The 25,290-nt window shown below is 52.3% G+C and carries 21 protein-coding genes; 7 read left to right on the top strand and 14 right to left on the bottom strand.

Annotation, left to right across the window (positions count from 1 at the left end):
- Positions 1 to 5 precede the first annotated feature (5 nt).
- From FJM65_RS01735 to FJM65_RS01720, 4 genes are all read right to left on the bottom strand, one after another.
- The gene (locus FJM65_RS01735; RefSeq protein WP_140618775.1) at positions 6 to 1,079 is read right to left on the bottom strand and encodes an outer membrane beta-barrel protein; all 1,074 of its coding nucleotides are present in this window, start codon (positions 1,077 to 1,079) and stop codon (positions 6 to 8) included.
- Between the two features lie 135 nt (positions 1,080 to 1,214).
- Positions 1,215 to 2,519: a UDP-N-acetylglucosamine 1-carboxyvinyltransferase gene (gene murA / locus FJM65_RS01730; RefSeq protein ID WP_140618773.1), complete on the bottom strand. Its 1,305-nt coding sequence runs from the start codon at positions 2,517 to 2,519 to the stop codon at positions 1,215 to 1,217.
- A gap of 3 nt (positions 2,520 to 2,522) precedes the next feature.
- Complete coding sequence (locus FJM65_RS01725) at positions 2,523 to 3,173, bottom strand: DUF4290 domain-containing protein (protein ID WP_140618771.1); 651 nt, start codon at positions 3,171 to 3,173, stop codon at positions 2,523 to 2,525.
- Positions 3,174 to 3,345: 172 nt separating this feature from the next.
- Positions 3,346 to 5,595, bottom strand: coding sequence for an ATP-dependent helicase (locus tag FJM65_RS01720; protein WP_140618769.1), 2,250 nt, complete (start codon positions 5,593 to 5,595; stop codon positions 3,346 to 3,348).
- Between the two features lie 265 nt (positions 5,596 to 5,860).
- On the opposite strand from FJM65_RS01720, the gene FJM65_RS01715 reads away from it, so the two are divergent.
- From FJM65_RS01715 to FJM65_RS01705, 3 genes are all read left to right on the top strand, one after another.
- Positions 5,861 to 7,534, top strand: a complete 1,674-nt coding sequence (locus FJM65_RS01715; RefSeq protein WP_181163607.1) for an ankyrin repeat domain-containing protein — start codon at positions 5,861 to 5,863, stop codon at positions 7,532 to 7,534.
- A 132-nt stretch (positions 7,535 to 7,666) separates the two neighbouring features.
- Entirely contained in the window at positions 7,667 to 8,257 is a 591-nt protein-coding gene (locus FJM65_RS01710) for a DUF3109 family protein (protein ID WP_140618765.1), read from the top strand.
- A 27-nt stretch (positions 8,258 to 8,284) separates the two neighbouring features.
- Positions 8,285 to 8,692 carry a hypothetical protein gene (locus tag FJM65_RS01705; protein ID WP_140618763.1) on the top strand — a complete coding sequence of 136 codons (408 nt, stop codon included), beginning with the start codon at positions 8,285 to 8,287 and terminating at the stop codon, positions 8,690 to 8,692.
- A gap of 109 nt (positions 8,693 to 8,801) precedes the next feature.
- On the opposite strand, the gene accC is transcribed toward FJM65_RS01705, so the two are convergent.
- From accC to efp, 3 genes are all read right to left on the bottom strand, one after another.
- Complete coding sequence (gene accC / locus FJM65_RS01700; protein ID WP_140618760.1) at positions 8,802 to 10,148, bottom strand: acetyl-CoA carboxylase biotin carboxylase subunit; 1,347 nt, start codon at positions 10,146 to 10,148, stop codon at positions 8,802 to 8,804.
- Between the two features lie 102 nt (positions 10,149 to 10,250).
- The gene (gene accB / locus FJM65_RS01695) at positions 10,251 to 10,742 is read right to left on the bottom strand and encodes an acetyl-CoA carboxylase biotin carboxyl carrier protein (RefSeq protein ID WP_140618758.1); all 492 of its coding nucleotides are present in this window, start codon (positions 10,740 to 10,742) and stop codon (positions 10,251 to 10,253) included.
- A gap of 3 nt (positions 10,743 to 10,745) precedes the next feature.
- On the bottom strand, positions 10,746 to 11,309 hold the full coding sequence (gene efp, locus FJM65_RS01690; protein ID WP_140618755.1) for an elongation factor P: 564 nt from the start codon (positions 11,307 to 11,309) through the stop codon (positions 10,746 to 10,748).
- 436 nt (positions 11,310 to 11,745) lie between these two features.
- Here efp and FJM65_RS01685 point away from each other — a divergent pair, with 436 nt between their 5' ends.
- The 4 genes from FJM65_RS01685 (at position 11,746) to FJM65_RS01670 (ending at position 16,313) form a co-directional block, all read left to right on the top strand.
- Positions 11,746 to 12,525 (top strand): TIGR02757 family protein, encoded by a 780-nt coding sequence (locus FJM65_RS01685; RefSeq protein ID WP_140618753.1) that lies wholly within the window; start codon positions 11,746 to 11,748, stop codon positions 12,523 to 12,525.
- Positions 12,526 to 12,887: 362 nt separating this feature from the next.
- On the top strand, positions 12,888 to 13,712 hold the full coding sequence (proC, locus tag FJM65_RS01680; RefSeq protein ID WP_140618751.1) for a pyrroline-5-carboxylate reductase: 825 nt from the start codon (positions 12,888 to 12,890) through the stop codon (positions 13,710 to 13,712).
- Positions 13,713 to 13,970: 258 nt separating this feature from the next.
- On the top strand, positions 13,971 to 15,062 hold the full coding sequence (gene proB, locus FJM65_RS01675; protein ID WP_140618749.1) for a glutamate 5-kinase: 1,092 nt from the start codon (positions 13,971 to 13,973) through the stop codon (positions 15,060 to 15,062).
- A gap of 3 nt (positions 15,063 to 15,065) precedes the next feature.
- Complete coding sequence (locus tag FJM65_RS01670; RefSeq protein ID WP_140618747.1) at positions 15,066 to 16,313, top strand: glutamate-5-semialdehyde dehydrogenase; 1,248 nt, start codon at positions 15,066 to 15,068, stop codon at positions 16,311 to 16,313.
- A gap of 75 nt (positions 16,314 to 16,388) precedes the next feature.
- Here FJM65_RS01670 and FJM65_RS01665 read toward each other — a convergent pair whose 3' ends face one another.
- The 7 genes from FJM65_RS01665 to FJM65_RS01635 all read right to left on the bottom strand — a co-directional run bounded on the left by FJM65_RS01665 (position 16,389) and on the right by FJM65_RS01635 (position 25,161).
- Positions 16,389 to 17,807: a SusD/RagB family nutrient-binding outer membrane lipoprotein gene (locus FJM65_RS01665; RefSeq protein WP_140618745.1), complete on the bottom strand. Its 1,419-nt coding sequence runs from the start codon at positions 17,805 to 17,807 to the stop codon at positions 16,389 to 16,391.
- A gap of 11 nt (positions 17,808 to 17,818) precedes the next feature.
- Positions 17,819 to 20,941 carry a SusC/RagA family TonB-linked outer membrane protein gene (locus FJM65_RS01660; RefSeq protein ID WP_140618743.1) on the bottom strand — a complete coding sequence of 1,041 codons (3,123 nt, stop codon included), beginning with the start codon at positions 20,939 to 20,941 and terminating at the stop codon, positions 17,819 to 17,821.
- Between the two features lie 460 nt (positions 20,942 to 21,401).
- On the bottom strand, positions 21,402 to 21,785 hold the full coding sequence (locus FJM65_RS01655; protein WP_140618741.1) for a DUF3037 domain-containing protein: 384 nt from the start codon (positions 21,783 to 21,785) through the stop codon (positions 21,402 to 21,404).
- Positions 21,763 to 22,563 (bottom strand): HipA family kinase, encoded by an 801-nt coding sequence (locus FJM65_RS01650; RefSeq protein WP_140618739.1) that lies wholly within the window; start codon positions 22,561 to 22,563, stop codon positions 21,763 to 21,765. Before FJM65_RS01650 ends, FJM65_RS01655 begins: the two co-directional genes overlap by 23 nt.
- Positions 22,564 to 22,580: 17 nt before the next feature.
- Positions 22,581 to 23,078: a GNAT family N-acetyltransferase gene (locus tag FJM65_RS01645; protein ID WP_140618737.1), complete on the bottom strand. Its 498-nt coding sequence runs from the start codon at positions 23,076 to 23,078 to the stop codon at positions 22,581 to 22,583.
- A 94-nt stretch (positions 23,079 to 23,172) separates the two neighbouring features.
- Entirely contained in the window at positions 23,173 to 24,567 is a 1,395-nt protein-coding gene (locus FJM65_RS01640) for an MATE family efflux transporter (RefSeq protein ID WP_140618735.1), read from the bottom strand.
- 138 nt (positions 24,568 to 24,705) lie between these two features.
- Positions 24,706 to 25,161 (bottom strand): YhcH/YjgK/YiaL family protein, encoded by a 456-nt coding sequence (locus FJM65_RS01635; RefSeq protein WP_140618733.1) that lies wholly within the window; start codon positions 25,159 to 25,161, stop codon positions 24,706 to 24,708.
- Between the last annotated feature and the right edge of the window lie 129 nt (positions 25,162 to 25,290).

Genomic DNA, 25,290 nt, shown 5'->3' with positions numbered 1-25,290 from the left:
GTAAGCTATTTGATGAAGCTATACTTCAGCCCGATGCTGTTGTTTTTGGGGTAGTGCTCCATTTGCAGCATGTGGTTTAGCTCGGCAAACACAGCGAAATTTTTTGTCGGTTTATACTCAAAGCCAAGGCCAGGACTAAGGCGCAGCACAGGGGAAAAGCCTTTTGAACTGGTCTTAGTTTCAAAATTCTCCATGGAATACCAGCTCAGGTCAAACAAGTGGGCATTTATGTAAAAGTTAAACTTTTCCTGCTGAATCAGCTCATACTGGTACCGGGTTGAGAAGCTAAAAACATTCTCATTCCTCGTCTCATACTTATAGGCGCTACGGTCGAAGGAGAACTTGAGAGAGCCCCGCCCATTCTGGGCAAAATGGTATTGTAAGCCCAGGATAACGCCAAAGGAATTCTTTTCGGTTTCTTCGCCATAATACGTAGCGTAATTGCTGTACTGCGTAAAAACCGACGTATACGGTTCTCCCTTGGACTTTTTATTTGTGACCATGTAATAACTCACTTCCCCTTCTGCATACTCCGTGAGGATTTCGGTAAGATCCTCCTCCTCCAGCTCAATTTCCTGTAGTTTCTGAGTCAGGTCGAACCGGTCCTCCATCAGTAGGGTCAGCGTCACGATGTACTGATGATCGTAATTCCTGTAATTGCTGCCGTCCTCTGTCCTTTGCGTCAGCTTATTGTTTTCAAGCTTGTGCAACGCATCTCCTTTTGATACAAAGTATGCGGTGTTCGCTCCATCTTGCTTAAAAAGGCTTATTTTATTGTCCGTGAGCAGTATGGCCTGCAGCAGCAGGTCCTGCTCTTTCCACTCATCTTTATAGGTTTTGGTGATAAAGCGTTTGCCGTTGAACAGCTTTACTTCCCTTATCTGATCCGGTGTGAAGGCGGTTTTATTCCCCTCCATGTCATAGAAGGCAATGTTATTCGGGTCGTCAACATAGTAGCTTATTTTTCCGGAGATTTCTTTTCCATCAGCGAGGTAGACGGTACCAGGTTCGTTGTTAATTTGCGCTTGAGCGGAAAGGGAGAAAAGAAATAAAACAAAGAGTAAAAGTTTGTACTTCATAAAAAGATTGGTTGGTTTTGAATCCCCAAATATAAAGATAAACAGGTATATGTCAATAAAATAGGCGGTGAGCTCAAAAAGAAAGGGGCACCTGTTTAAGGCACCCCTTTGAAAAAAGTATGATGTTGTATCTATCTATATTCGTCTGATCTGCGCACCCAGCGCATTCAGGCGGCCGTCGATGTTCTGGTAGCCGCGGTCTATCTGCTCCACGTTGTCGATGATGCTTTTGCCTTCGGCCGAGAGGGCTGCGATGAGCAGGGCCACACCGGCACGAATGTCAGGAGAGGTCATGCGGATGCCGCGCAACGGCACCTGCTTGTTCTGCCCTATAACAGTGGCGCGGTGGGGGTCACAAAGTATGATCTGGGCGCCCATGTCGATCAGCTTGTCTACGAAGAACAGGCGGCTCTCGAACATTTTCTGGTGGATGAGCACAGTTCCTTTGGCCTGGGTCGCCGTTACCAGCGCCACGCTCAGCAGGTCAGGCGTCAGGCCCGGCCAGGTATGGTCTGAAATGGTCAGGATGCTGCCGTCAATATAAGTATCCACTTCGTAGCGGTCCTGCTCCGGAATAAAGATATCATCGCCTCTGAACTCCATCTTTATGCCCAATCGACGGAATGTATCCGGTATTAAGCCCAGCTCCGGAATCTGACAGTCTTTGATGGTGATCTCAGAGCCTGTCATGGCGGCCATACCTATAAAGGAGCCAATTTCGATCATATCGGGCAGCATGCGGTGCTCAGTGCCGCCCAGTTTTTCCACGCCCTCTACTACCAATAGGTTAGAGCCGATGCCGCTTATCTTTGCGCCCATGCGGTTCAGCATGCGGCTCAGCTGCTGCACGTATGGCTCGCAGGCGGCGTTGTAAATAGTGGTGGTGCCTTCGGCCAGCACGGCAGCCATCAAAATGTTGGCGGTGCCGGTTACAGAGGCCTCATCCAGCAGCATATAGGTGCCTTTTAGCTGATGTGCCTTGGCGCTATAGAAGATGTCGGGCGTGTCAAAGTTGAACTTTGCTCCCAGCTTTTCCAGACCTATAAAATGCGTGTCCAGTCTGCGGCGGCCGATCTTATCGCCGCCTGGTTTAGGCATCTTCGCTTCACCATAGCGGGCCAAAAGGGGGCCAACAATCATGACAGAGCCCCGGATAGCCCGGCCCTGCTCTACAAACTGTTCTGTTTTCAGGTAATCCAGGTTGATGTCATCTGCCTGGAACGTATAGGTGCCGGGGGCGTTGCGCTCCACCTTTACACCCATGTCGCGCAGCAGCTCGATCAGTTTATTTACGTCCCGGATGTCCGGCACATTGGAGATTACTACAGGTTCTGGGGTCAGCAATACGGCGCAGAGGATCTGCAAGGCCTCGTTTTTAGCACCCTGCGGATAAATATCGCCTCGTAGCTTGTTGCCGCCAATTACTTCAAAAGAAGCCATCTATTACTTATTTCTTTGATTAGAGGAACGGTTACTTTTTTTATTTCTCGGGCCCTGGTTTTGCGAGCGCTGCTGGTGGTGGCCGCCATCCTGCTTCACGTTAGACTCAAACAGGTTATTGCTTTCAATATACTGCAGGTTCATGTCCAGCTGCCCTTTGGAGATGTCTCTGATATCGCCTAATATCACGTCATCCGTGATGTTTTCTTTGTTATAGGACCTGTAAAGAGTCTTCATGAGTTTGCCAATAGAAACAATGGCAGCTTCCCGCTCTTTAGGATCAGTAAGTTCAGTGGCGCGTTGTATCAGAAGCTCCACGTTCTGACCGTAATGCTTATATTTTGGTGTTTCCAGTGGGTACTCCATCGGCTGTGGCTTATCGTTGAGGTACTCCATCGCGCTCAGCGGGTAAGGGGAGTCCACATCCAGCGTTGAGCCTGACATCACGAACAGGTGGTTCCAAAGCTTCTGCTGGTAGTCCTGCGTGTCGCGCAGTTGCGGGTTCAGCTTGGCCATCAGGTTGATGAGCAGCTGCGATAGGCGGGTGCGCTCTCTGCGGTCCTGAACCTTGGTGATGTAGTTTACCAGGTCCTGCACGTTGCGGCCATACTCGCGCAGCAAAAGCTCTTGTTTAAAGGTAGTACTCGCTTCCATTATATCTTATTTATGAGTTCAAAATTAGGAATTAGAAATTAGAAATGGTAAACAATGCACCAGGTGCACCTATGAATTACGAAATTCAAGTTAGAAGTTTTGAGGAATTACATGCGTTTAGGGTAGGACCGACCAAACTCAGAGCTTCAATTTCTAATTCATAAATTTCTAATTATTCATGTATGCGCAGCTTCGCAAAGCTCAGGAGCAGGGTTTTCTCGCCCACCTCATCAAAGTTGATAATGGCTTTGGTGCTGTTGCCCTGCGTGTCCATCTTGGTTACTACGCCGAAACCGAACTTAGGGTGCTCCACCTTCATGCCTGCCGCCAGGCTGGAGGTGTCGCTGGGCTTAAAGTCGGCAGGGGCGGTGTAAGCCGTGGCTGCCTGCTTGCGGGCCGGCGGCTGCACCAGACTGCTGATGCTGCTCTTGCGCTGCAGCACGCGGTTGAAAACGTTTCCTCCGCCGGATTGGCTCTCGCCATACTTAAAGTTGATGTACTTCGGGTCGATCTCGTCGAGGAAGCGGCTCTTCTCGCAGGCCCGCAGGTTACCCCATTGGTAACGGCTGGTGGCGTAGGTTAAGTATAGTTTTTTCTCGGCACGGGTGATGGCCACGTAAAACAGGCGGCGCTCCTCCTCCAAATCGGCGCGGGAGTTGAGCATCATCTGGCTCGGGAAGAGGTTCTCCTCCATTCCCACGATAAACACGTTCTTAAACTCCAGGCCCTTGGCCGAGTGGATCGTCATCAGCGTCACAAACTCTCCGTCGTCATCGGCTTTGGTATCGGCATCGGTCACCAGGGCAATGTCCTGCAGGAAGGAAGACAGGCTCTTGTCTTCCTTCTCCGGGTCATCCACATACTCTTTTATACCGTTCAGCAACTCCTGTATGTTCTCATAACGTGCCAGGCCCTCTACGGTTTTATCCTGGTACAACTCGTCTACAATACCCGAGTGCTTGGCAATGTGCTTGGCCACCTCAAAGGCGTCGCTGTTCTCGGCAATGCGGGCAAAGTCGCGGATCATGATCGAAAAGTTCTCGATGGTCGTGCCCACGCGGTTGCCCAGAAACTCGGAGGCGTTCTGTACTACCTCCCATACACTGTGGTTCGTGTCATTGGCCGTTACAAAAAGCCGCTGCTCGGTTGTTTCGCCGATGCCGCGCTTGGGGTAATTGATCACGCGGCGCAGCGCCTGCTCATCGTTCGGGTTCACCGTCAGGCGCAGGTAGGCGATCAGGTCCTTTATCTCCTTGCGCTGGTAGAACGACAGGCCGCCGATGATCTTATACTTGATGTTCATGCGGCGCAGCGCCTCCTCCATAGCACGGGACTGCGCGTTGGTGCGGTAAAGTATGGCGAAGTCGTCGTAGGAGAGGTGGTTGCTCATTTTCTCCTCGAAAATGGTGGTGGCCACCAATTTGCCCTCCTCGTTATCGGAGTTTGCCTTTATCACCTCGATCAGCGGGCCCTGTTCGTTGTCGGTATAAACATCTTTCTTCAACTGGGCCGAGTTGTTCTTGATAACCGAATTGGCGGCGTTCACGATGTTCTTGGTGGAGCGGTAGTTCTGCTCCAGCTTAAACACCTGCAGCTCCGGGTAGTCGCGCTCAAAGTTGAGGATGTTCTGGATGTCGGCCCCACGGAAGGCGTAGATCGACTGTGCATCATCACCCACCACCACAATGTTGCGGTTCTGGGCCGCCAGCTTTCTGGTGATCAGGTACTGCGAATAGTTCGTGTCCTGGTACTCGTCCACCATCACAAACTTAAAGATATTCTGGTACTTATTCAGCGCGTCCGGGTGGTCTTTAAACAGCACGTTGGTGTTGAACAGCAAATCGTCGAAATCCATGGCGCCGGCGCGAAAGCAGCGGTTCTGGTACATCTCGTAGATCTTGCCGATCTTCGGGCGCATGGCTGCCTCGTCGTCCGCCTGTATCACCGGGTCGTTGAGGTACTGCTTTACCGAGATGAGCTTGTTCTTGGCTGCCGAGATTCGCCCCAGCACCACGTTCGGCTTGTATAGCTTGTCGTCCAGATTCAGCTCCTTCACGATGTTGCGAATAAGCGTCTTGGAGTCGTCGGTGTCGTAAATGGTGAAGCTTTTCGGGTAGCCGATCTTGTCGGCCTCGGCGCGCAGGATGCGCGAGAACACCGAGTGAAAGGTGCCCATCCAGATGTTTTTGGCCTCGTTGCCGATCACCTTTTCGATACGGTGGCGCATTTCCTTGGCCGCCTTGTTGGTAAAGGTCAGGGCCAGTATGTTAAAGGGGTCAACGCCCTGGCTGATCAGGTGGGCGATCCGGTAAGTTAAAACTCTTGTTTTGCCGGAGCCGGCGCCCGCTATGATCATGGCTGGCCCATCGGTGTGCAGTACCGCCGCGCGCTGCGACTCGTTCAGTAAGCTGATATAATCCATCTTTTCTCTTCCGCGTGCTTAAAATCTATGCAATTTACGAATACAATTCCTTTTTCTGAACCGCTTCCTGTAACTTATGCCTGCTGCGGCACAAAGTATGAAGCCCGTACAAGAGGAACACCTTCTGAGCCTAAAGCGTTTAGCTTCAGGGCAAGTATAAGATTTGCATGAGCCCCCGCGTTTAGAGGCTGTTTTGGTGCCATTTTTGATTAAAGCGCTAATGCGCGTACTTTTGCAGGAACGCCGGAACCTAAACTTGTATACCTTGAGACATCATCATACTATATCTAGTCAACCACAAAGTATAAAGAAGCTCCTGATGCTTTGCCTGCTGCTTGGCTTCGGAACGGTAGGCTTTGGGCAAACCAGCCCCGGGACAAATGGGGCGGAAAACGCATCCACAGCGGCTAAAGACTCTGCCGTAGCTGCCGCCAAAAGGGCAACCGCGGCGGCCGCAGTAACGCCTGAAACGTCAATATCAGAGCTACGGCACGTTTGGCGTACGCCTGCCATGGATGAGGCGATGTTTTACTATACTTCCCTGGATTTCCAAAAAGCCCAGGAAAAATTTAGACAGGCTGCCGCAGAAGGAGAGTATGACGCGCTATACTTCCTGGGTCGCATGCACCAGTACCGTGAGCTGAAGTATGACTCGGTGGAAATCGACACAGTGAAGCAGGTTGAAAACCCTGGCGAGTACTTTGCCGCCAGCCGAGACTCCGCCAGGGTTTATTATGAAGCAGCGCTGGACAGTGGCAGTGTGCTGGCTAATCTGGGTATGGCCGAGCTGATGACGCTGCGCAACAAGGATGATGAGCAGCGCTTTCTGCAGCACATGCGTACGGCCGCTATCACTATCCGTGAGAAAGCAGTGGAGGGCGACGGCTTTGCCAACCGTATACTTGGCAGCATGTACTACACCGGGTATGGCGAAATGCAGAACTATGGTTTAGCCGCCAATTACCTGCGCCGCGCCGCCGACGCGGGTGACGTGGTGTCTTATACATCCCTTGCCAACCTGTACCTGAACGGGGAGGGTGTAGGCAAGGATTATGAGAAAGCGGTGAGTTGGCTGAAGAAAGGCGTTGAGGCCGGGGAACGGGAGGCGATGTATACGCTGGCGCTTCTGCTGGAAGAAGGAACCCTGGGAGAGGTGAGAGTAGACGAAGCGCGCAACCTGTACCGCAAGGCTGTGGAAAAAGGAAGTCGAAATGCCTATGAGCAGCTGCTTTACATCAACCAAACCCCGGACCAGAAAGTGGTGGTGGCAGCCATTCAACGTGACCCAGAGATGCTGAGCCGCGCCTTGGCTGCCGGCGGCGACCCCAACAGCCAGGCGCAGCCAGACGATTATGAAACGAACCTGGAGCGCCGCACACCGCTGATGCACGCCCTCTACATCCCGATGCTGTTGGAGGACTACGGCGTAGCGTATGAGCCGGAGGCCCGCCTGAAAGCGGCCAGTCTGTTACTCCGCAAAGGAGCTGACGTAAACGCGCAGGATGCTAACGGAAAGACAGCGCTGCACTACATCGTGAGTAGCTCCCGCATCCGCACGGAGTATTATGAACTGGAGCAGGTGCAGCTGCTAGATACGCTTCTGGCGCATGGCGCAGACCCTAACATTCGTGACAACGACGGAAACACGGTTCTGGCGCAGGCGCTGAACGCTACTATCGGGCAGCACATTGGCATTATGGAGCTGGAGCGGCTCCTGCAGGCCGGCGCTAACCCTAACGTGGTAAATAATGAAGGCAAGACGCCGTTGATGGTAGCCTGTGAGATGGAAGCCAACTTTGAGATAATCGTGACTCTGATACAGGCAGGCGCCGATGTGACTATTACCGACAGCCAAGGCATGGCCGCCATTGATTATACCAAGCACGAGAACGTGCAGAATATGCTGATGGCAGCTGGTTCTCCGCAAAGGAAGAATTAAATAGCATAACGCTATACTTCAACCGCTTGCGCTTGTACAGCAGCGTCTTTAAACTTATTTATCCCTACCTTTGTCTTTTAGTGGGGCAACTGCTAAGCTACGTTGCTCCAGCCTTTCTATATAAATCTTAGTATGATAGTTCTTCTGAATACCGTTATAAGCGACGATGTGCGCGACCAGTTTTTTGTGTGCAACCTAGAGAAGTGCAAGGGCGCCTGCTGTGTAGAAGGCGATTTGGGCGCGCCTTTGGAGGAAGACGAGCTGGAAATACTCAAGGATAGTTACGAGCAAGTAAAGCCATACATGTCAGAGGCTGGCGTAAAGGCGGTGGAAGAGCAGGGGCTATACATTAAGGATTGGGAAGGAGACTATTCTACCCCGACCATTGGCAACCGCGAGTGCGCCTATGCCCTGTACGATGAGAACAACTCCCTGAAGTGCGCCATTGAGCAAGCTTACATTGACGGCAAGATCAGCTGGAAAAAGCCGATCTCCTGCCATCTTTACCCTATCCGCATCACAAAGTATGATGGGTTTGAAGCCCTGAACTATGACCGCTGGGGCATTTGCAGTTCCGCCTGCAGCTTTGGGCAGGACCTGGGCGTGCGCGTATACCAATTCCTGAAAGAACCGCTCATCCGCAAGTATGGCGAAGGCTGGTATCAGGAGCTGGAGCAACTGATGGAGACGGAGCTTCAGCAAGCCTCTTCGAAAGAGAAATAAGTATAGAGCGTTCTCATTAAGGTATCCATGGCATCTTTAACAAGCCCCGGGCTAGACTATTACAAGATTGAAGTAGACGAGCAAAAAAAGCTCATCAAGTCGGTGTGGCTGCGGCCAGTGCACGGGCATGAGATTATAGCCGGCGCGACTCGTTTGTATGAAGTGCTGCGCGATACGAAGTTTGAACGGGCTATAGCGGATGCCAGGCTGATCACATCCGTATCGGCGGATATAAAAGGGTGGCTTTCTTACGACTTCTTTGAACTGCTCTCCAGCACACAGCTAAAGAAGCTGGCCCGCGTCATACCGGCACAGGAGTTGGTCCGGCAGGAGCTGGTGCAGGTGGCGGCTAATGCCCAGCAGCGAGGGGTTGTCCGGTTTCAGGTGAATAGCTTTCTAAACCCGGGGGAGGCGCTATCCTGGTTAGCGAGCTAAGGGCTTAGCTACTCCTTCTTCGGCTCAAAGTATAAGTATAGCTTGGGCAGCAAGTATAAAAAAGGGCTCCGGTATTAATCGGAGCCCTTCCTGTTTATTTCGTAGAAAACTATTCAATCGCACTGAAGTCAAAATCCTCCAGGTACTTCGTCGTGAAGTCTCCTTCTTTAAACCCAGGGTCGTCCATCAGCTTCAGGTGGAACGGTACCGTGGTTTTAATTCCCTCAATCACAAACTCGCTCAAGGCGCGCTTCATCTTTACCAAAGCCTCCTCACGCGTCTGCGCGCTCACGATCAGCTTCGCGATCATGGAATCGTAGTTTGGCGGGATTACGTAGCCGGAGTATACATGAGAGTCTACACGCACGCCGTGGCCGCCTGGCACGTGTAGCGTGGTGATTTTGCCTGGGCTCGGGCGGAAGCCGTTCTTTGGGTCCTCAGCATTGATACGGCACTCGATGGCGTGCATCTTCGGGTAGTAGTTTTTGCCTGTGATCTTCTCGCCGGCAGCCACTTTGATCTGCTCCTTGATCAGGTCGTAGTCAATTACCTCTTCCGTTATCGGGTGCTCCACCTGGATACGCGTGTTCATCTCCATGAAATAGAAGTCGCGGTTTTTGTCCACCAGGAATTCGATCGTGCCCACGCCCTCGTAGTTAATGGCTTTGGCACCGGCAATGGCAGCCTGGCCCATAGCGTCACGCAGCTCGTCGGTGATGAATGGGGAAGGGGTTTCCTCTACCAGCTTCTGGTGGCGGCGCTGAATAGAGCAGTCACGCTCCGACAGGTGCGCTACGTTGCCGTACTGGTCACCGATCAGCTGAATCTCGATGTGGCGTGGCTCCTCCACAAATTTCTCCAGGTAGATGCCATCGTTTCCGAAAGCGGCCTTGGCTTCGGCGCGGGCATCATTCCAGGCTTTCTCAAACTCCATATCGTTCTTCACGATACGCATGCCGCGGCCACCGCCACCTGCAGTGGCTTTCAGTATGATGGGGTACTTGATCTTCTTCGCGATCTTGATGCCTTCTTCCATGTTCTTCAGCAGTCCTTCCGAACCCGGGATGGTGGGCACGCCTGCTTTCTTCATGGTGTCTTTGGCAGAGGCCTTGTCGCCCATCTGGTTTATCATCTCCGGAGAGGCGCCGATAAACTTAATGCCGTTTTCGGCACAGATGCGTGAGAAGTCTGCGTTTTCTGACAGGAAGCCATAGCCAGGGTGTATGGCATCGGCGTTGGTGATTTCCGCCGCCGCTATAATATTGGGGATGTTGAGATAGGAGTGGGAGCTAGGGGCCGGGCCAATGCAAACGGCCTCATCGGCAAAGCGCACATGCAGGCTCTCCTTGTCGGCTGTAGAGTATACAGCCACCGTTTTAACGCCCATCTCCTTGCAAGTGCGTATAATGCGCAGCGCAATCTCGCCACGGTTAGCGATTAATATCTTTTTAAACATGTTCTGCAATTAGAAATTAGAAATTAGAAATTAAAAAAAAGCCAGGAGAGAACAAGGTTCTTTGTATTCCCAGCTTTCAATTTTTTAATTTGTAATTTTTAATTAAGATGGATCTACCAGGAACAGTGGCTGGTCGTACTCTACCGGAGAGGCATTGTCTACCAGTACCTTTACGATTTTGCCTGATACCTCAGACTCTATCTCGTTGAACAGCTTCATAGCCTCAATGATGCAGATAACCTGTCCTTTCTTAATCTCGTCGCCGATGTTAGCAAAAGACGGTGACTCCGGGCTGGAGGCACGGTAGAAGGTACCGATCATGGGAGCCTTAACCGCTACATACTTGCTCTCGTCGGAGGCGGCTGGTGCAGCAGCTGGAGCCGGGGCGGCGGCAGGGGCTGCCGGTACAGGCTGAGGAGCGGCAGCAGGGGCAGGGGCTGCCGCAGGTGCAGGCTCAGCGCCCTTCACATACGTAACCTTCTGGTCCGGGTCGCGCTTAACCGAGATCTTAAATTCTTCTGTCTCAATGTTTACTTTATTCAGGCCGGATTTGGCGATAAAGTCGATCAGTTCCTGGATTTCTTTCGCTTTCATGTTTTATTTAACTCTTTCTGCGTATGAGTATGTACGAGTATCTACTTTAATTTTCTCATCCTGGCCAATAAATAACGGCACCTGAATAGTTGCGCCTGTTTCTACGATGGCTGGCTTAGAGGCGTTTGTGGCGGTATCGCCCTTGAGGCCCGGCTCTGTATAAGTAATGGTCAGCTCCACAAACGGAGGAATTTCGCACGTGAGCGGCGTCTCAGTTTCGGCGTGGAAAAGGATGGTTACTTCCTGGCCTTCCTTCATCAAATCAGCAAAAGGCACCATCGCCTCGTTCAGGGCTACCTGCTCAAACGTGTTCAGGTCCATAAAGTGGAACCCCAGGTCATCTTTGAAAATATACTGGTGCGGACGCTGCTCTACGCGGGCTGTGGTAATCTTGTGGCCGGCCGAGAAGGTGTTGTCTATTACTTTTCCGGTCTTTACGTTTCTAAGCTTAGTTCTTACGAACGCAGGGCCTTTTCCGGGTTTAACGTGCTGGAAATCAATAACCTGGTAAAGGTCGTTGTTAAAGTCCAACACGACGCCGTTTTTAATATCAGCTGTGGTTGCCATACTTTATATTAATCTTTAATTCCTGTAAAAGACGGTAAAACTATATCTGAATTTGTTGTATTGCAAAACAAAGTTACTCATTCTGCTGAAATTGCTTTTAAATTGCTCCATATTTCTGCGCTGGTGCCTCTTTTGCAGCTTACCGTATTCCGGGTTTCCTATGCAACGGTTTTCGCCCTCGCCGCCGCATCTGCTTTGAAGTAAAGTATCCTGCCGTTTAAAGTATACTATGCATGGCTGTAAACGGCTGTATAACAGGCTGTATAAGTAGGGGTGATGCTTAAATAAGGTTTGCTTTCTAAACCTGACCATGCCAACTGATGCATCTAAGGTACTCGTAAAGGGATAGCGCTCTGGCTCTACAGTTTCTTTGACCTGCAGTGGCAGGTTATACTTCAGGCAACCATTTTTCGCGTTTTATAAGTATACTGCAGGCATGGTACAACCAGATTTCTCTTCCGTCAAAGCCTTGCTCGATGATCGGGTGGAAAAGTATAACAGCCCCGACTTTATACCTCACGACCCGGTCTCTATCCCGCACCGCTTCACTAAACCGCAGGACATCGAGATCAGCGGTTTCTTTGCGGCCATACTTGCCTGGGGCCAGCGCAAAACCATTATCAATAACTGCGTTCGGCTGATGGAGCTGATGGACAATGCACCGTACGATTTTGTGCGCAACCACCAGGAGCACGACCTGCAGCGCTTTCTTGGCTTCAAGCACCGCACCTTCAACGACACCGACCTGTTATACCTGCTTCACTTTTTCAGGTGGTACTACAACACTCACGAGAGCCTGGAAACTGCCTTTATGGGAGAGGGAAATGAACTGCAGACGCAGAAGGAGCGGCTGATATACTTTCATAACCTGGTGTTTAGTTTGGAGGACGCGCCGCAGCGCACGCGCAAGCATGTGGCAACGCCTGCCCGTAAGTCTTCCTGCAAGCGCCTGAACATGTACCTGCGGTGGATGGTGCGCCAAGACCGTTGCGGCGTGGACTTTGGCATCTGGCCCAACATGTCCATGGCCGACTTGGTTTGCCCCTGCGATGTGCACGTGGAGCGGGTGGCCCGCCGGCTGGGGCTCATTACCCGCAAAGGCATGGATTGGGAGACTGCCGAAGAACTGACAGCGCACCTGCGCAGCTTTGACCCAAATGACCCGGTTAAGTATGATTTTGCCCTTTTCGGACTTGGAATCGAGGAAAAGTTCTGATTTTTTTCCCGCTCCGGCATCTGCAGATATCCCAAGTTTCGGTCAAATTCTAATTTTTAGAAACCAATGTTGTTGCTGCGGTTTCCGCTATCTGGAATTTTCACCGCTCAGCGGCATCGAGGCGACAAAAAAAGCCTGTTTTAGCCGAGTATAAGTTACCGTATGATTGCGCGTAATTTGTATATTCCCGTTGTGATGGATGTGCAGATAATACTATTTTAGTTGGTCTTGTGATGATTGGTGGGCTTTCTGCCATTTGTGTCTTTGGATCGGTTTTTGTACTTTTGTGGTTGTAAATCCGAATCTTTAGCGCAGGTCTACAGTACGTTATGCCTGCCGAAAACACATTAAACACACACAGTATGCACACAGATAACGTAGCTATCTTGGGAACAGGTAATCTTGGAAAATCCATTGCAGAAGGACTTTTAAGCAACGGGCAGTATCAGCCAGAGAACATCTATGTTACCAGGAGAAACACGAAGTCACTACAGTATTTAAAAGACAAGGGCGTACAGGTCTCAAACGACAACGCGTTTGCGGTTAACAATTGCCGTTACATCCTGCTATGCGTGCAGCCGGCCCACCTGGAGAACGTCCTGAATGAAATTAAACCACACCTGGACCCTGAGAAGCACGTGCTGCTAAGCGTTATCGCTGGCATCACCATCGACTTTATCCGCGACATTGTGGGCGACTTTGCCATTGTGCGCAGCATGCCCAACACAGCCATTGCCGTGCAGCAATCCATGACTTGCCTTGCCTTTAACGAGAAGGCCGCTTCTGTAGAAGATCAGGTGAAGGACATATTTAACTGCGTTGGCGAAACGCTGGTTATAGAAGAGGAACTGATGGCAGGTGCCACGGTGCTCTGCTCCAGCGGCATTGCCTTTAACATGCGCTTTATCCGGGCGGTAACACAGGGCGGTATTCAGCTTGGCCTGGATGCCGAGGATGCCCAGAAAATTGCTGTTCAGGTAAGCAAAGGAGCCTCCAATCTGCTTACCATCAACAAATCGCACCCAGAGCAGGAGATTGATAAAGTAACCACACCGGAAGGCTGCACCATTACCGGCCTGAACGAAATGGAGCACCAGGGCCTTAGCTCTGCCGTTATCAAAGGCTTGGTAGGGTCGTACAAGCGTATCCTGGACCTGAAAGAGCAGCGCGAGAAAGAAGCTGTTTAATACTTTCATATCATGGAGCTGCTCTGTGGCCGTTTCTAACTGCGGATTCTCCGTCCGCTGTGCCACAGAGCAGCTTTTTACTTAAGGTTTCTTACCGCCTGATAAAGTATAAATGCCTCCTAAATGCAGAAGGAAGCGGGTTTATACGTTGATCATCTTTCGCTTTAAAGCATGAATTTATACTTCTGGCGGCACCTTTGGCGCAGCGGCTTGTGCTGCTGCCGCAGTTAAACTATTGTTTCATAAACACCCAATTATATGGATTATCAGCCACAGCTAGTTGTTGTGAAGGTTGGCTCTAATGTACTTACACAAGAAGACGGCTCACCGGACAGGCAACGCATGGCTTCCCTTGTCAAGCAAATTGATTTCCTGAAAAAGCAGGGCATCCAGGTGGTGCTCGTGTCCTCAGGGGCAGTGGCTTTTGCAAGGAACAACATCAACTTAGACGAAAAAACCGAATCCGTGGTGCGCAAGCAGATCCTGGCCTCCGTGGGCCAGATTGACATTGTGCAGTCGTATAAAGCGCTTTTTCAGGAGGCAGGACACCAGATTGCCCAAATCGTGGTGACGCCTCAGGACTTTTTGTCGCGGCGCCACTACCTGAACATAAAAGACTGTCTGCTGGGCCTGCTGCAGCACAACATCATTCCCATTATTAACGAGAACGATGCCGTGGCCGTGACCGAGCTCATGTTTACCGACAATGACGAGCTGGCCAGTATGACAGCCGCTATGATCGATGCAGACACGCTAATATTGCTCACCAACGTAGACGGCATCTACAAAGGCCACCCGGATGACCCTAAATCCAAGTTAATCGAGCGGGTAGGCAAGAAAGCCTCCGGCATAAGCCGCTTTATCGCTTCTTCCAAATCCAGCTTTGGGCGGGGCGGCATGAGCAGCAAAATGAAGATGGCCCGAAAGGCCGCCTACCTGGGTATACATGTGTACATCGCCAACGGCAACCGGGAGAATATCTTACTGGATTTTTACCACAAGCGCCTGAAGGCAACCTATTTTGAGCCGGACTCCTCGAAACCGAACCCGAAGAAATGGGTGGCCCACAGCGGGAATTACACCAAAGGCGAGGTGATCGTGAACGACGGCGCGAAAGAGGCGCTGCACGCAGAAGAAGCAGCCAGCCTGCTGCCGGTGGGCATTGTCGGCATCAGCGGTAACTTCTCTAAGGGAGACATCATCCAGATAAAGGATACGCAAGGGGAGAAGCTTGGCCTGGGCAAGGCAGAGTATGGCTCCCGAAAAGCTGGAATGACCTTGGGCCAAACCAACCAAAAGCCCATCATTCATTACAATTATCTATACTTATACAAATACCACAGCCTATAAACTATGAAAATGCAACCTATTTTTAAGCAGGTAAAGCTGGCCAGCAGGAAGCTGAACCTGCTGCCGGAAGAGAAAATTATAAACGTGCTGGAGCAGCTGGCAGACCAAGCGGTTGCCAACGCAGATGCCATACTTGCCGCTAACCAACAGGACCTGGCGCGCATGGACGCCGCCGACCCAAAGTATGACCGCCTGAAACTAACCCATGAGCGCATCGAAAGTATAGCCACCGACATCCGTAATGTGGCGAAGCTGCCTTCGCCGCTGGGCAAGGTGCTGTCGGAGAGGACGCTGGAGAACGGGCTGGAGATGAAGAAGGTGTCGGTTCCGCTGGGCGTGATCGGCGTTATCTATGAGGCGCGGCCCAATGTGACCTTTGATGTGTTCAGCCTGTGCCTGCGCTCGGGAAACGCTTTGCTGTTGAAAGGCGGCAGCGATGCCCGGGACTCTAACGCAGCCATTGTTGCCATTATACACCAAGTGCTGGAGCAAAACGGGGTAGACAAGAACATCGTGCAGCTACTGCCGCCAGACCGTGAGGCAACGCACGAGATGCTGCACGCCGTGGAGTACGTGGACATCATCATTCCGCGCGGTAGCCAGGGGCTAATCAACTATGTGCGCGAGAACTCCAAAGTGCCGGTAATTGAAACCGGCGCCGGCATTGTGCATACCTATTTCGATGCGTTTGCCGACCTGCAGCGCGGTAAGGAAATCGTGGTGAATGCCAAGACCCGCCGCGTGAGTGTCTGCAATGCGCTGGACTGCCTGGTGATACATGAAGATCGCCTGGGGGACCTGGCAGAGATTGGCAAAGGGTTGGCAGCGAAAGGCGTGGAGGTGTTTGCCGATGCGCCTGCTTATGCCGCTCTCAAAAATAGCTACCCCGCTGACAAGCTGCAGCAGGCTACAGAAGAGCATTTTGGCACTGAGTTCCTGTCGTTGAAGATGTCAGTGAAAACGGTGTCCGGGATGGAAGAGGCCATTGAGCACATCAATGCCTATTCTTCGCAACACAGCGAAGCGATCATCTCGGAGAATGAACAGCATGTAGATCAGTTTTTAAAAGCGGTGGATGCCGCCGCCGTTTATGCCAACGCGTCCACTGCCTTTACCGATGGCGCCCAGTTTGGACTGGGGGCAGAGATCGGCATCAGTACGCAAAAACTGCATGCCCGCGGCCCCATGGCCCTGGATGAGCTGACGAGCTACAAATGGGTAGTAAAAGGCTCCGGACATATACGGGCCTAAATCAATTTATTAATCTGTGTGTAAAAGAGAAGCCGCTGTATTTTATGGCGGCTTCTCTCTTATACTTTATACCTGTTAGGCATCCCACCAGAGCGGATCGGCCAGGTCCGTTACATCTGGGGTGTTGGGGTTTTTGGCAGTTTCATCGCTTGGGTAGGCCACGCGCCTGATAAATGTCGGCAGCACCGCGTTTACGGGCACGGTAAAGTCTTCATACTGGTAGTCGAAGCGGCGGGCATCGTTCCAGGCCTCCGGGTTAAGATAGGTTATCACGTACTTTTCCCGAAAAATATCTGCTAGCGTGAGGTTAGAAGCGCCCACCGACACAGCCGGATCGGAAATATAGGCATTGGCGTCTGCGGAAGCTACCTCCAGCATGTCCATACTTGCCTGTATGCCTTGCAAGTATGCCTCATACGCCCGCTCCGTTTGCCCCGCCCGCAGAGCGGCCTCAGCTTCGATCATTTTCACCTCCGGGTAAGACACCAGGATGATGGGGGAGGTATCTGACGTTAGCGGGGAGTTGCGGGAAATATATGTCTCGTCGCGAATTGTGTTGCTGGCTGAGCCAACGTTGCCTACGCTATTCGGCGTTCCCACATAATCGCCGTTAATGGTTGGGTCCGTTATTTTAGGCAGGCGTGGGTCTTCCACGCCGGTTGTCGTGCCCTTTAGCTGCTCTATCAGCTGCTCAGAAAGCCAGCCGCCCAGTATCAGGTTTTCATTTTCCAAAGCTACCTCGGCCCAAGGGTTTCGCTCCTCAAATACGCCCATTTCGGCATTGTCTGCGTTGGAAGTGTATGAGTTTTCCACGGCAGCCAACACGGCCTGAGGATCGTAGGAAGAGGTGCCGGAAAGCTTGTTCAGTTGGCGTGCCTTGAGCGCATAGGCTGTCTTTATCCAGTTTTCGGTGCTGCCCCCATGGATCAGGTCGTTGTTGGCATCCAGGAGCACACTTGATTCTGCTTTGCCCAGCTCTACAATGGCCTCGTCCAACAGCCGCAGGGTTTCCTGGTATAAATCCCCTGCCGGATCAAACGTAGGGGTAAGGGTGGTGCTGATAAAGGCATTGGAGTAGGGGGCATCGCCCCACAGGTCTGTCACCAAGCTCAGGTGGTAAGCCATCAGCACATCGGCTACGCCCACGTAATGCGAGGCACCCTCCTCTAAAGCCTTCTGCCGCATATCGTAAATATCCGCCATGGCCAGGTATAGGGCATTCCAGGTGCCGGAATAGTCGGTCACTTCGTAGGAGTCGGTGGAGCTGCCTTGGGTAGAACTGGCCAGGTACTGCACAAAATAAGAGGTAATGGAAGCGACACGATAATTGTTCAAGGCTGTTTTCTGCGTGGCAGTGGACAGCATCGTGCTGAGGGGCGGATCGTTCACTAGGTTCGGGTTGTCCTCCAGGTCAAAATAATCTTCGCATCCCTGCAGGCCGGCTACCGTGCCGACAAAAACCAGGGCAAGCATATATCGCATTATCTTTTTCATGGCGCTATACTTTAGAATCCAACATTTAGGGTGAACAGGTAGCTGCGAACAGCCGGGTACGTAAATCCGGAGAAGCCATCCACGTTACTGCCGCTCGGCGAGAAGCTCGTTTCAGGGTCGAAGCCTTTGTAATCGGTGTGGAGCCACAGGTTATTGCCAGTGAAACCCAAGGAGGCGTTCCGGATAAAGATGCTTTCGAACCATTTCTCGGGCAGGCTATAGTTTAAGGAAAGCGAGCGGAGCCGCACCCAGGAGGCATCCTCCACAAAGTTCTCGGACACGCCGCGGTAGTAGTTGCGGTAGTAGCCGTTGCCATAGTCCACGCCGTCCGGCCCGATGCCCTGCCCCAGCCATACTTCCTTGGTGTTAGGCGTTCCGTCCTCCAGCACGCCCTCAAATACTTTCGTGTCGTTTCGGTTCTCGGTATACTCGGCAATGCCGAAGGCGGCAAAGAAGTTATCCATCTGGTTATACTTCTCCAGGCCGATACGGGCATCCAGAAGCGCAGTCAGGCTTAGGTTCTTATAGGTGAAGGTGTTTGTAAAGCCCCCGATCCAATCCGGTTGCGAGTTGCCGAGAATTTTCTGGCTTGTTAGCGGCGCCCGCACAGGGAAACCGTCTTCGCCGATCACGATAGGCCTTGATTCATCTATAAAAAGCGGGTCTTCTTCCTCGCCGGGGCCATAGTACCGCTGGAAGTGGGAACCATAGATATTACCGTAAGGCTCCCCCTCAACTAAGCGCATGGACACAGTTGAGCCCACGTAGCCAAACTGGGAGGCATACACAATCTCATCCAGCTCCTCGGGTATTTTCAGGATCTTGTTGCGGTTGGCGGAGAACACCAGTTTGGCATCCCAGGTAAAATTATTGCTCTTGATAGGGGCACCGTTCAGCACCAGTTCCACGCCTTTGTTGCGCATTTCCCCGGCGTTTATGGCAGCAAGTATATAACCGGTGGTGTTGGCCACGTTGATGTTCAGGATCTGGTCTTTGCTGAGGGAATAGTAGTAGGTAAAGTCGAAGCCCAGGCGGTTATTGAAGAATGCCATTTCCAGGCCAGCCTCAAAGGTGTTCGTGAACTCCGGCTTCAGCGCCCGATTTCCTAACAAGGCATCGCGGGTGACGCCGGTGTATCCCGTAGGTAAACCGGCGTAAGGCGCGTAGCCGGAGGAAATGGAGTAGGGCTGGGCGTCTTTACCAATCTGGGCATAGGACAGGCGCAACTTACTCTGGTTGATAATGTCCGGCAAATCAAACTGCTCCGAGAAAAGATAGCTCACGCTGACGGATGGGTAGAAAAAAGAGCGGTTGTTACTGGCAAGGGTAGAGGTGATGTCGTTGCGGCCGGTCAGGGTCAGGTACAGGAAGTCTTTGTAGTCTACGGAGGCTTCTGCAAAAATGCCCATGAGCCGGTATTCTGTCTCTTGCTCGTCGGTGCTCAGAAAGCGGGCATTGGAGAGCCTGAAGTAATCGTACACCGCCAACTCCTGGCCGATAACGCCATAGCTCTTGGACTGGCGGTCCAGCAGGTCGTGGCCCAGGCGCAGCGTACCAGAAAAGTTTTCGCCAAAGTCGGAGTTCAGTGTGGCAATGAAGGTGGAGTTGATGGCCCGGAAGCGGGTGGAGTACTCATGCACAAAGCCCAGTTCATTATCCTCATACACGCGCTCGTCGGGCAGGCCGCGCGGACCTGGCGCGGTGCGGGTGCGGTCGTCGCTGTAGGTATCCAGGCCGATGCGGTAGCTCAGGTCGATCCAGTCCAGCGGCTTATAGCCAAAGGTTAGGCCGCCGATAAAACGGTTCACCTCATCCTGCAGTTTGTTTGTGGCCGCACCGTAGATTGGGTTGTTGTTGCCATACGTTTTCATGGTGCCATCCGGCTTCCGGAAATCCGTCACATCCCAACGCGGCGACCAATAGCTGAGGCTTTCGTTAAAACGGTCGGCGTTATAGCGGTCGCCGCCGGAGTTGATGTAGTTGAAGTTGCCCCCGATGCGTACCTTCTGGCTCACCTGGGCATCAGCATTAAGTCTGGCTGAGATGTTCTGGTAATTTGTGAAGGGCAGTACCCCTTCGTGCCGCAGATGCGAGAGGGAGGTAAAGAAACTCATGGCCTCACTGCCTCCGGAGAAAGATAGCGTGTTCCGGAACTGGCTGCCTGACTCGTAGGCATCTTTAAAGTGGTTGTACAATTTAGAAGGGTGCGTGGGGTCAATCTGGCGGGCTTCCTCTACCGTAGGTCCCCAGCTAGGCCAGAAGCTGGTGGAGTCGTACTCCCCTAAATAACCCTGCGTATAGGTGTCTTGTATATCAGGAAACTTGTTTACTTCCTCAAAGCCCACCGTAGAGGTAAAGTTTACCCGCATTTCGCCTTTCCGGCCGGCTTTTGTGGTAATCACCACCACCCCGTTTGCCCCTTGTAAGCCGTAGAGGGCCGTGGCAGCGCCGCCGCGCAGGATGTTTATACTTTCGATGTCGTTCGGGTTGAGGTCTGCCAGGCGGTTACTCATGCCTCTGAGCTCCGAACCCTCGCCAAAGGTAGAAGTCGAATTGTCCATGATGATGCCGTCGATCACGAAAAGCGGTTGGTTAGGCCGACTGGGGTCGATGGAGTTGATGCCCCGGATCTGGATGCTGGAGCCCTGGCCCGGCGCACCGCCGGTGCTGGAAATAGTTACGCCTGCCACCTTGCCTTGCATGGCATTCAGCACGTTGGGCTGTCGGTTCTCCACCAACTCCTCTGACTGTACCTCCTGCGCCGCAAAGCCCAGCGCTTTCTTTTCGCGGGTGATGCCCAGGGCGGTCACAACCACTTCCCCAAGCTGTTTGGTGTCAGTCACCAGCGTCACGTTTATGACGTTCTGGTTGCCGACCTCTACCTCGCGGGTAGTATAGCCCAAGTAGCGGAACTGCAGCACGGCATCCTGGCCTGGCACTGTAATCTCGTAATTGCCCTCTGCGTCTGTGGTGGTGCCGGTGGTGGTGCCTTTCACCGTCACGCTTACCCCCGGAAGAGCCGCGCCAGATTCTTCGCCAGAAACTTTGCCACTGACGGTGGTGCCTTGGGCATGCGCACCGGCTGCACACCACAGCATCAGCAGCACAACAAATGATGTAAAACTCAATCTCATAGGTATAGACTTAAAATGAATGAACCTGAATTTTATTCGGAAAAATGGAATAAAGGCATTCGCTATCGTGCAGCATGAAACCGGCGGTGGCCTGTAGGACTATATCTACAGGCTTTTTCAAGTAAACTTGCTCAGCTGCACGGTTCGGCTAAGGGTGTGGCCGTTAGTCAGGATACGGTTATACTAGGTTATTATAATGTTTATATGGTATTATAGTTAAAGTATAAAATAAGGTTGCGTATTGAAGGATATTTATAATGAAGTATGAAAATTTGAGAAGGCTGAGGCTAAGGGTTCACTTACCCTAAGGGAGGCGTGGGTGCAATTCAAATAAAGAGCATGAAGAGCAGCGTTGCGGATAAAGCTACTGTTACAGCTTACAGGGGTTGTTATACTTAGAAAAATAAGAGCGCCTCTACTTAAAAGGAGAGGCGCTCTTATGAGGTATAGTGGCTGCGTATTAAAGCACAAGTTGCTCCATCAGGTGCTCAATCGTTTCGTCTGGGTTTTGGCACCGGCCAGGATGTACGGGGGAGGTTTGCACGATGGTGCTGCGGTTGGCGGTGAGCCACCTAAAACGGGAAGCAGTGCCTAGTTGCCCAATAGGGCCGCCTTCTTTACGGCCGGCGCATACTTTGCAAAAGGCATTTAAACGTTGCTGCAGTTCTGGCAGGTCCACGGACGGGCAGAGGGCGCGCAGGCGGTCTTCGTTCAGTTCATACCTTGTTTGCAGAAACCCTTTGGACGCACAGAAAAGTATAACCCCCACATTCAGAAACTCCTCGCGCTCCACCCTTGGCACTACGCGCAGCACGGCGTACTCAAATAAGTGTTTTTCTTGCATCCTGGGCTCCTTTTACAAATATTTCGGAATGGGAGAGGCGTGTCTCCAGAAAAGAGGCGTAGGCTTGCCGGTGCTCTTCGGCTGTCTCGAACGGCGACTCCACGCCGGTGAGCCAGGCATCGGGAATGGCAGCAAGTATAGCCTGCAGAACCTGAGGGCTAAGTATGGCTTTCATTTCCTGGTCTATACTTTCCAGGTCGGTGGCCAGGGGTAGCAGCACATGGTCTTTTATTTGCGGGAACGGCCGCTTGGCCTGCTCTTGCCAGTTGCTCCAGGAGTGATGAAAGTATAAAGCAGCGCCGTGGTCTATCAGCCACAGTTCTTTCTTCCACATGAGCATGTTGGTATTCCGGGCTGTGCGGTCCACGTTCATCACCAGGCTATCCAGCCACACGATCTGAGAGGCTAGCCTGGCACTCGGTGTGTTCACCACCGGGTCGAATGTGATAGCGCCGGAGAGGTAATGCAGCGCCAGGTTCAGTCCCTCGCTGGCGCGAAGCAGGTCTTGTATTTCCTCATCTGGCTCGGTGCGACCGAAGGCTTCATCCAGCGTGGCAAACACAATCTCTGGTATTTTAAAGCCGATTACCCGGGCAATTTCCCCCACAATCAGCTCCGCAATGAGCACTTTTATACCTTGCCCTGCTCCGCGGAACTTGAGTACGTACAGAAACTGATCATCCGCCTCCACAATGGCCGGCAAGGACCCGCCTTCACGCAAAGGCGTGAGGTATCGGATCACATCCACAGTTCTGATTTCTGGTGAACTATAGTTCATAATTTCTAAACTTGCTACTATTTGGCGTTTGCCTGCTGACCTTGCTGCAAATTGTTTTTCTCTGTGCCCAGGTCCTTCTGCATGCAAACACTACTTTCAACGCCGGCATACTGCCCATAGTTCGGAATAATGGTATATCCTGATTTTTGATACAGCCTGATCGCTTCCGTTTGCTTGATGCCTGTTTCCAGGATGCAGGAAGTATAGCCTGACTCGTGGGCCCACAGCTCCAGTTCCGCCAGCACGCGCGTGGCGATGCCTTGGCCGCGGTAGCGCTCCTCCACAAACATGCGCTTTACCTCGGCTATGGTGGGCGTGTACGCTTTAATAGCACCACAACCAGCCGCAACACCATCCTGGTAAGCCACCACCACATGCTGTATCTTGTCGAGTTTGTTGAACTGGGCGAAAAAGGCATGCTCTTCGCCGTCGTTCTGCTGCAGGTTCTGGTCGAGCTGCGCCACGAGCCTATGGAAATCATGGTTAGCTGAATCGGTGCGAAGAAGGTGGAGCATAGAATTAACTGGTTTATACTTTGCGGTGGCAAGTATAAGCAAAAAGTATAAAATGCTCCCATTTCTCATATGGCGGCATCCGGCAATGTATGGTTTATACTTTAACACCTTTCCAGGTGCCCCGCTTAAACAGCCAGCCGCTCACCACGGCATGAAACGAGTGGCAGAAGGCAATGGCGATGAAGATGCCGGTGGCTGCCAGGTTAAAGTAGATCGCCAGCATATAGGCCAACGGTATCTCTATCAGCCACAGCACCACAATGTTAATGATGGCAGGCGTGCGGGTATCGCCGGCGCCGTTAAATGCCTGCACCATCACCATGCCCAGCCCAAAGAAGATATAGCCCAGGGTAATGATCTGCAGGGCCTCTGTGGCAATGCTGATCACCTCGGCATCGTCAGCGAAAAAGTCGGAGAGGTGCTTGCCGAAAAGTATAAAGATCAGCGTGACGGCGGCCATAAAGATCATGTTGTAGCGCGCCGTAAGCCACACCGCCAGCTCAGCCCGTTTGGCCTTGCCTGCGCCCAGGTTCTGCCCCACCAGCGTGGCCGCCGCCGACGACAGTCCCCAGGCAGGCAAGAGGGTGAAGATGATGACGCGAAAGGCAATGGTATAGCCGGCAAGGGCGTTGCTGCCAAACTCGGCCATGAGCCGGGTTAGGAAAATCCAGCTGGCAGAGTCGATCAGGTATTGGCCTACGCCACCGGAAGAAAGCCTGAGGATGCGAAGAACGACAGAGAAGCTGATCACCAGGTTGCGCTTCACGATTTTAAGCATGTGCCTGCCGCTGAAGAGGTGGTAGAGTTGATACACAACCCCTAGGCTTCTGCCGATGGTAGTGGCCCACGCCGCACCCGCCAGCCCGAGCCCCTCCAGGTTGCCGATGCCGAAAATGAGCAGCGGGTCCAGGATGATGTTGGCCCCGTTGGCCAGCCAGAGCGCGCGCATGGCCAGGTGTGGCTCTCCCGCACCCCGAAATGCCCCGTTGATCAGAAAGAGCAGGATAATGGCCACGTTCCCCGCGAATATGATCCGGGCATAGCTAACTCCTTCGGAGATCACCTCCGGGGCGGCTCCCATCAGAGCAAGCGTTTCGGCGGCAAAATACGTGGCAACGCCTCCCATCAGCAGCGCCAGGGCCACGCCCGTCACGATCAGCTGAAAGGTTATACTTCCGGCTTCTGTATAGTTTTTCTCCCCAACCCGCCGGGACACCATGGCCGTGGCCGCAATGCTGATGCCCATGCCCACGGCATAAATGATCATCAGCACCGACTCCGTCAGCCCCACCGTAGCCAGCGCGTTTGGACCGAGCTTGCCTACATAAAAAATGTCTACAATGGCAAAAAGCGACTCCATCACCATCTCCAGGATCATCGGGATGGCGAGCAGCACAATACTATGCTTAATGCCCAGCGTGGTGTAATCCTGCTCCTTACCCTTGATAGCAGACCACACGAGCTGCAGAAATGCTTTTACGTTGGGCATAGATAGGAAAAGGAGTTTATACCGTGATGGATGAGTACCTATTAATACGTGACGGACCTACAAAGTATAATGCGCTGCTCCAGTACTAGTTAATTAAAAGCGCTGATGGCAATCATCACAGTGCGCTGCTTAACTTGTTCATACTTCTACCTCAATCTTCAGCACCACCTTGCGCACCACGCGCTCGCCGGTCACCATGGCGGCATGGGCATCGTCGGGGTAAAAGATGGTGAAGGAACCGGCGGGCACGTCGAACCAGCTACTGGTCCTGTCTGGGAAGAAGGCAGCGTCACGCTCCTCCTGATACGGGTCGTTAGGCGCTGCGCAAAGTGCCAGGTCTTTCCAACCCATATGGTCTGTGCCAGAAAAGATGTACTGAATATCGATGTACCTGCGGTGCACTTCCAGTTTATACTTTGCTTCTGAAACACCTGGTCCGTCAGAAATGATCGCAAAAAGCTTTTTCCCGTTTATTTCGTGCACGCCTGTTTGGGCAGCGGCCAGGTCAGTTTGCTGCAGGTATCGGAAAGCCTGCTCAAAGAGCGGGTGCAGTGAATAGTAGCGGCCAGAGTTGGCTAGTTTATCAAGAACCATACTTTTAGTTTAGAGTTAAGAGTTAAAATAGGGGGGAGTTATAGCTGTTTTGAATCCGGACGGAAGACTTTGAATGTGGCACAATAACGTCGTTTATCTTTTGCCTGAAAATCCTTTGCCAGGAAGTAT

The sequence above is a fragment of the Pontibacter mangrovi genome, assembly GCF_006385705.1.
Taxonomy (GTDB): Bacteria; Bacteroidota; Bacteroidia; order Cytophagales; family Hymenobacteraceae; genus Pontibacter; species Pontibacter mangrovi.
The sequence above is the reverse complement of the archived record's forward strand: the minus strand, read 5'-3'. Positions and strand labels throughout refer to the sequence as shown.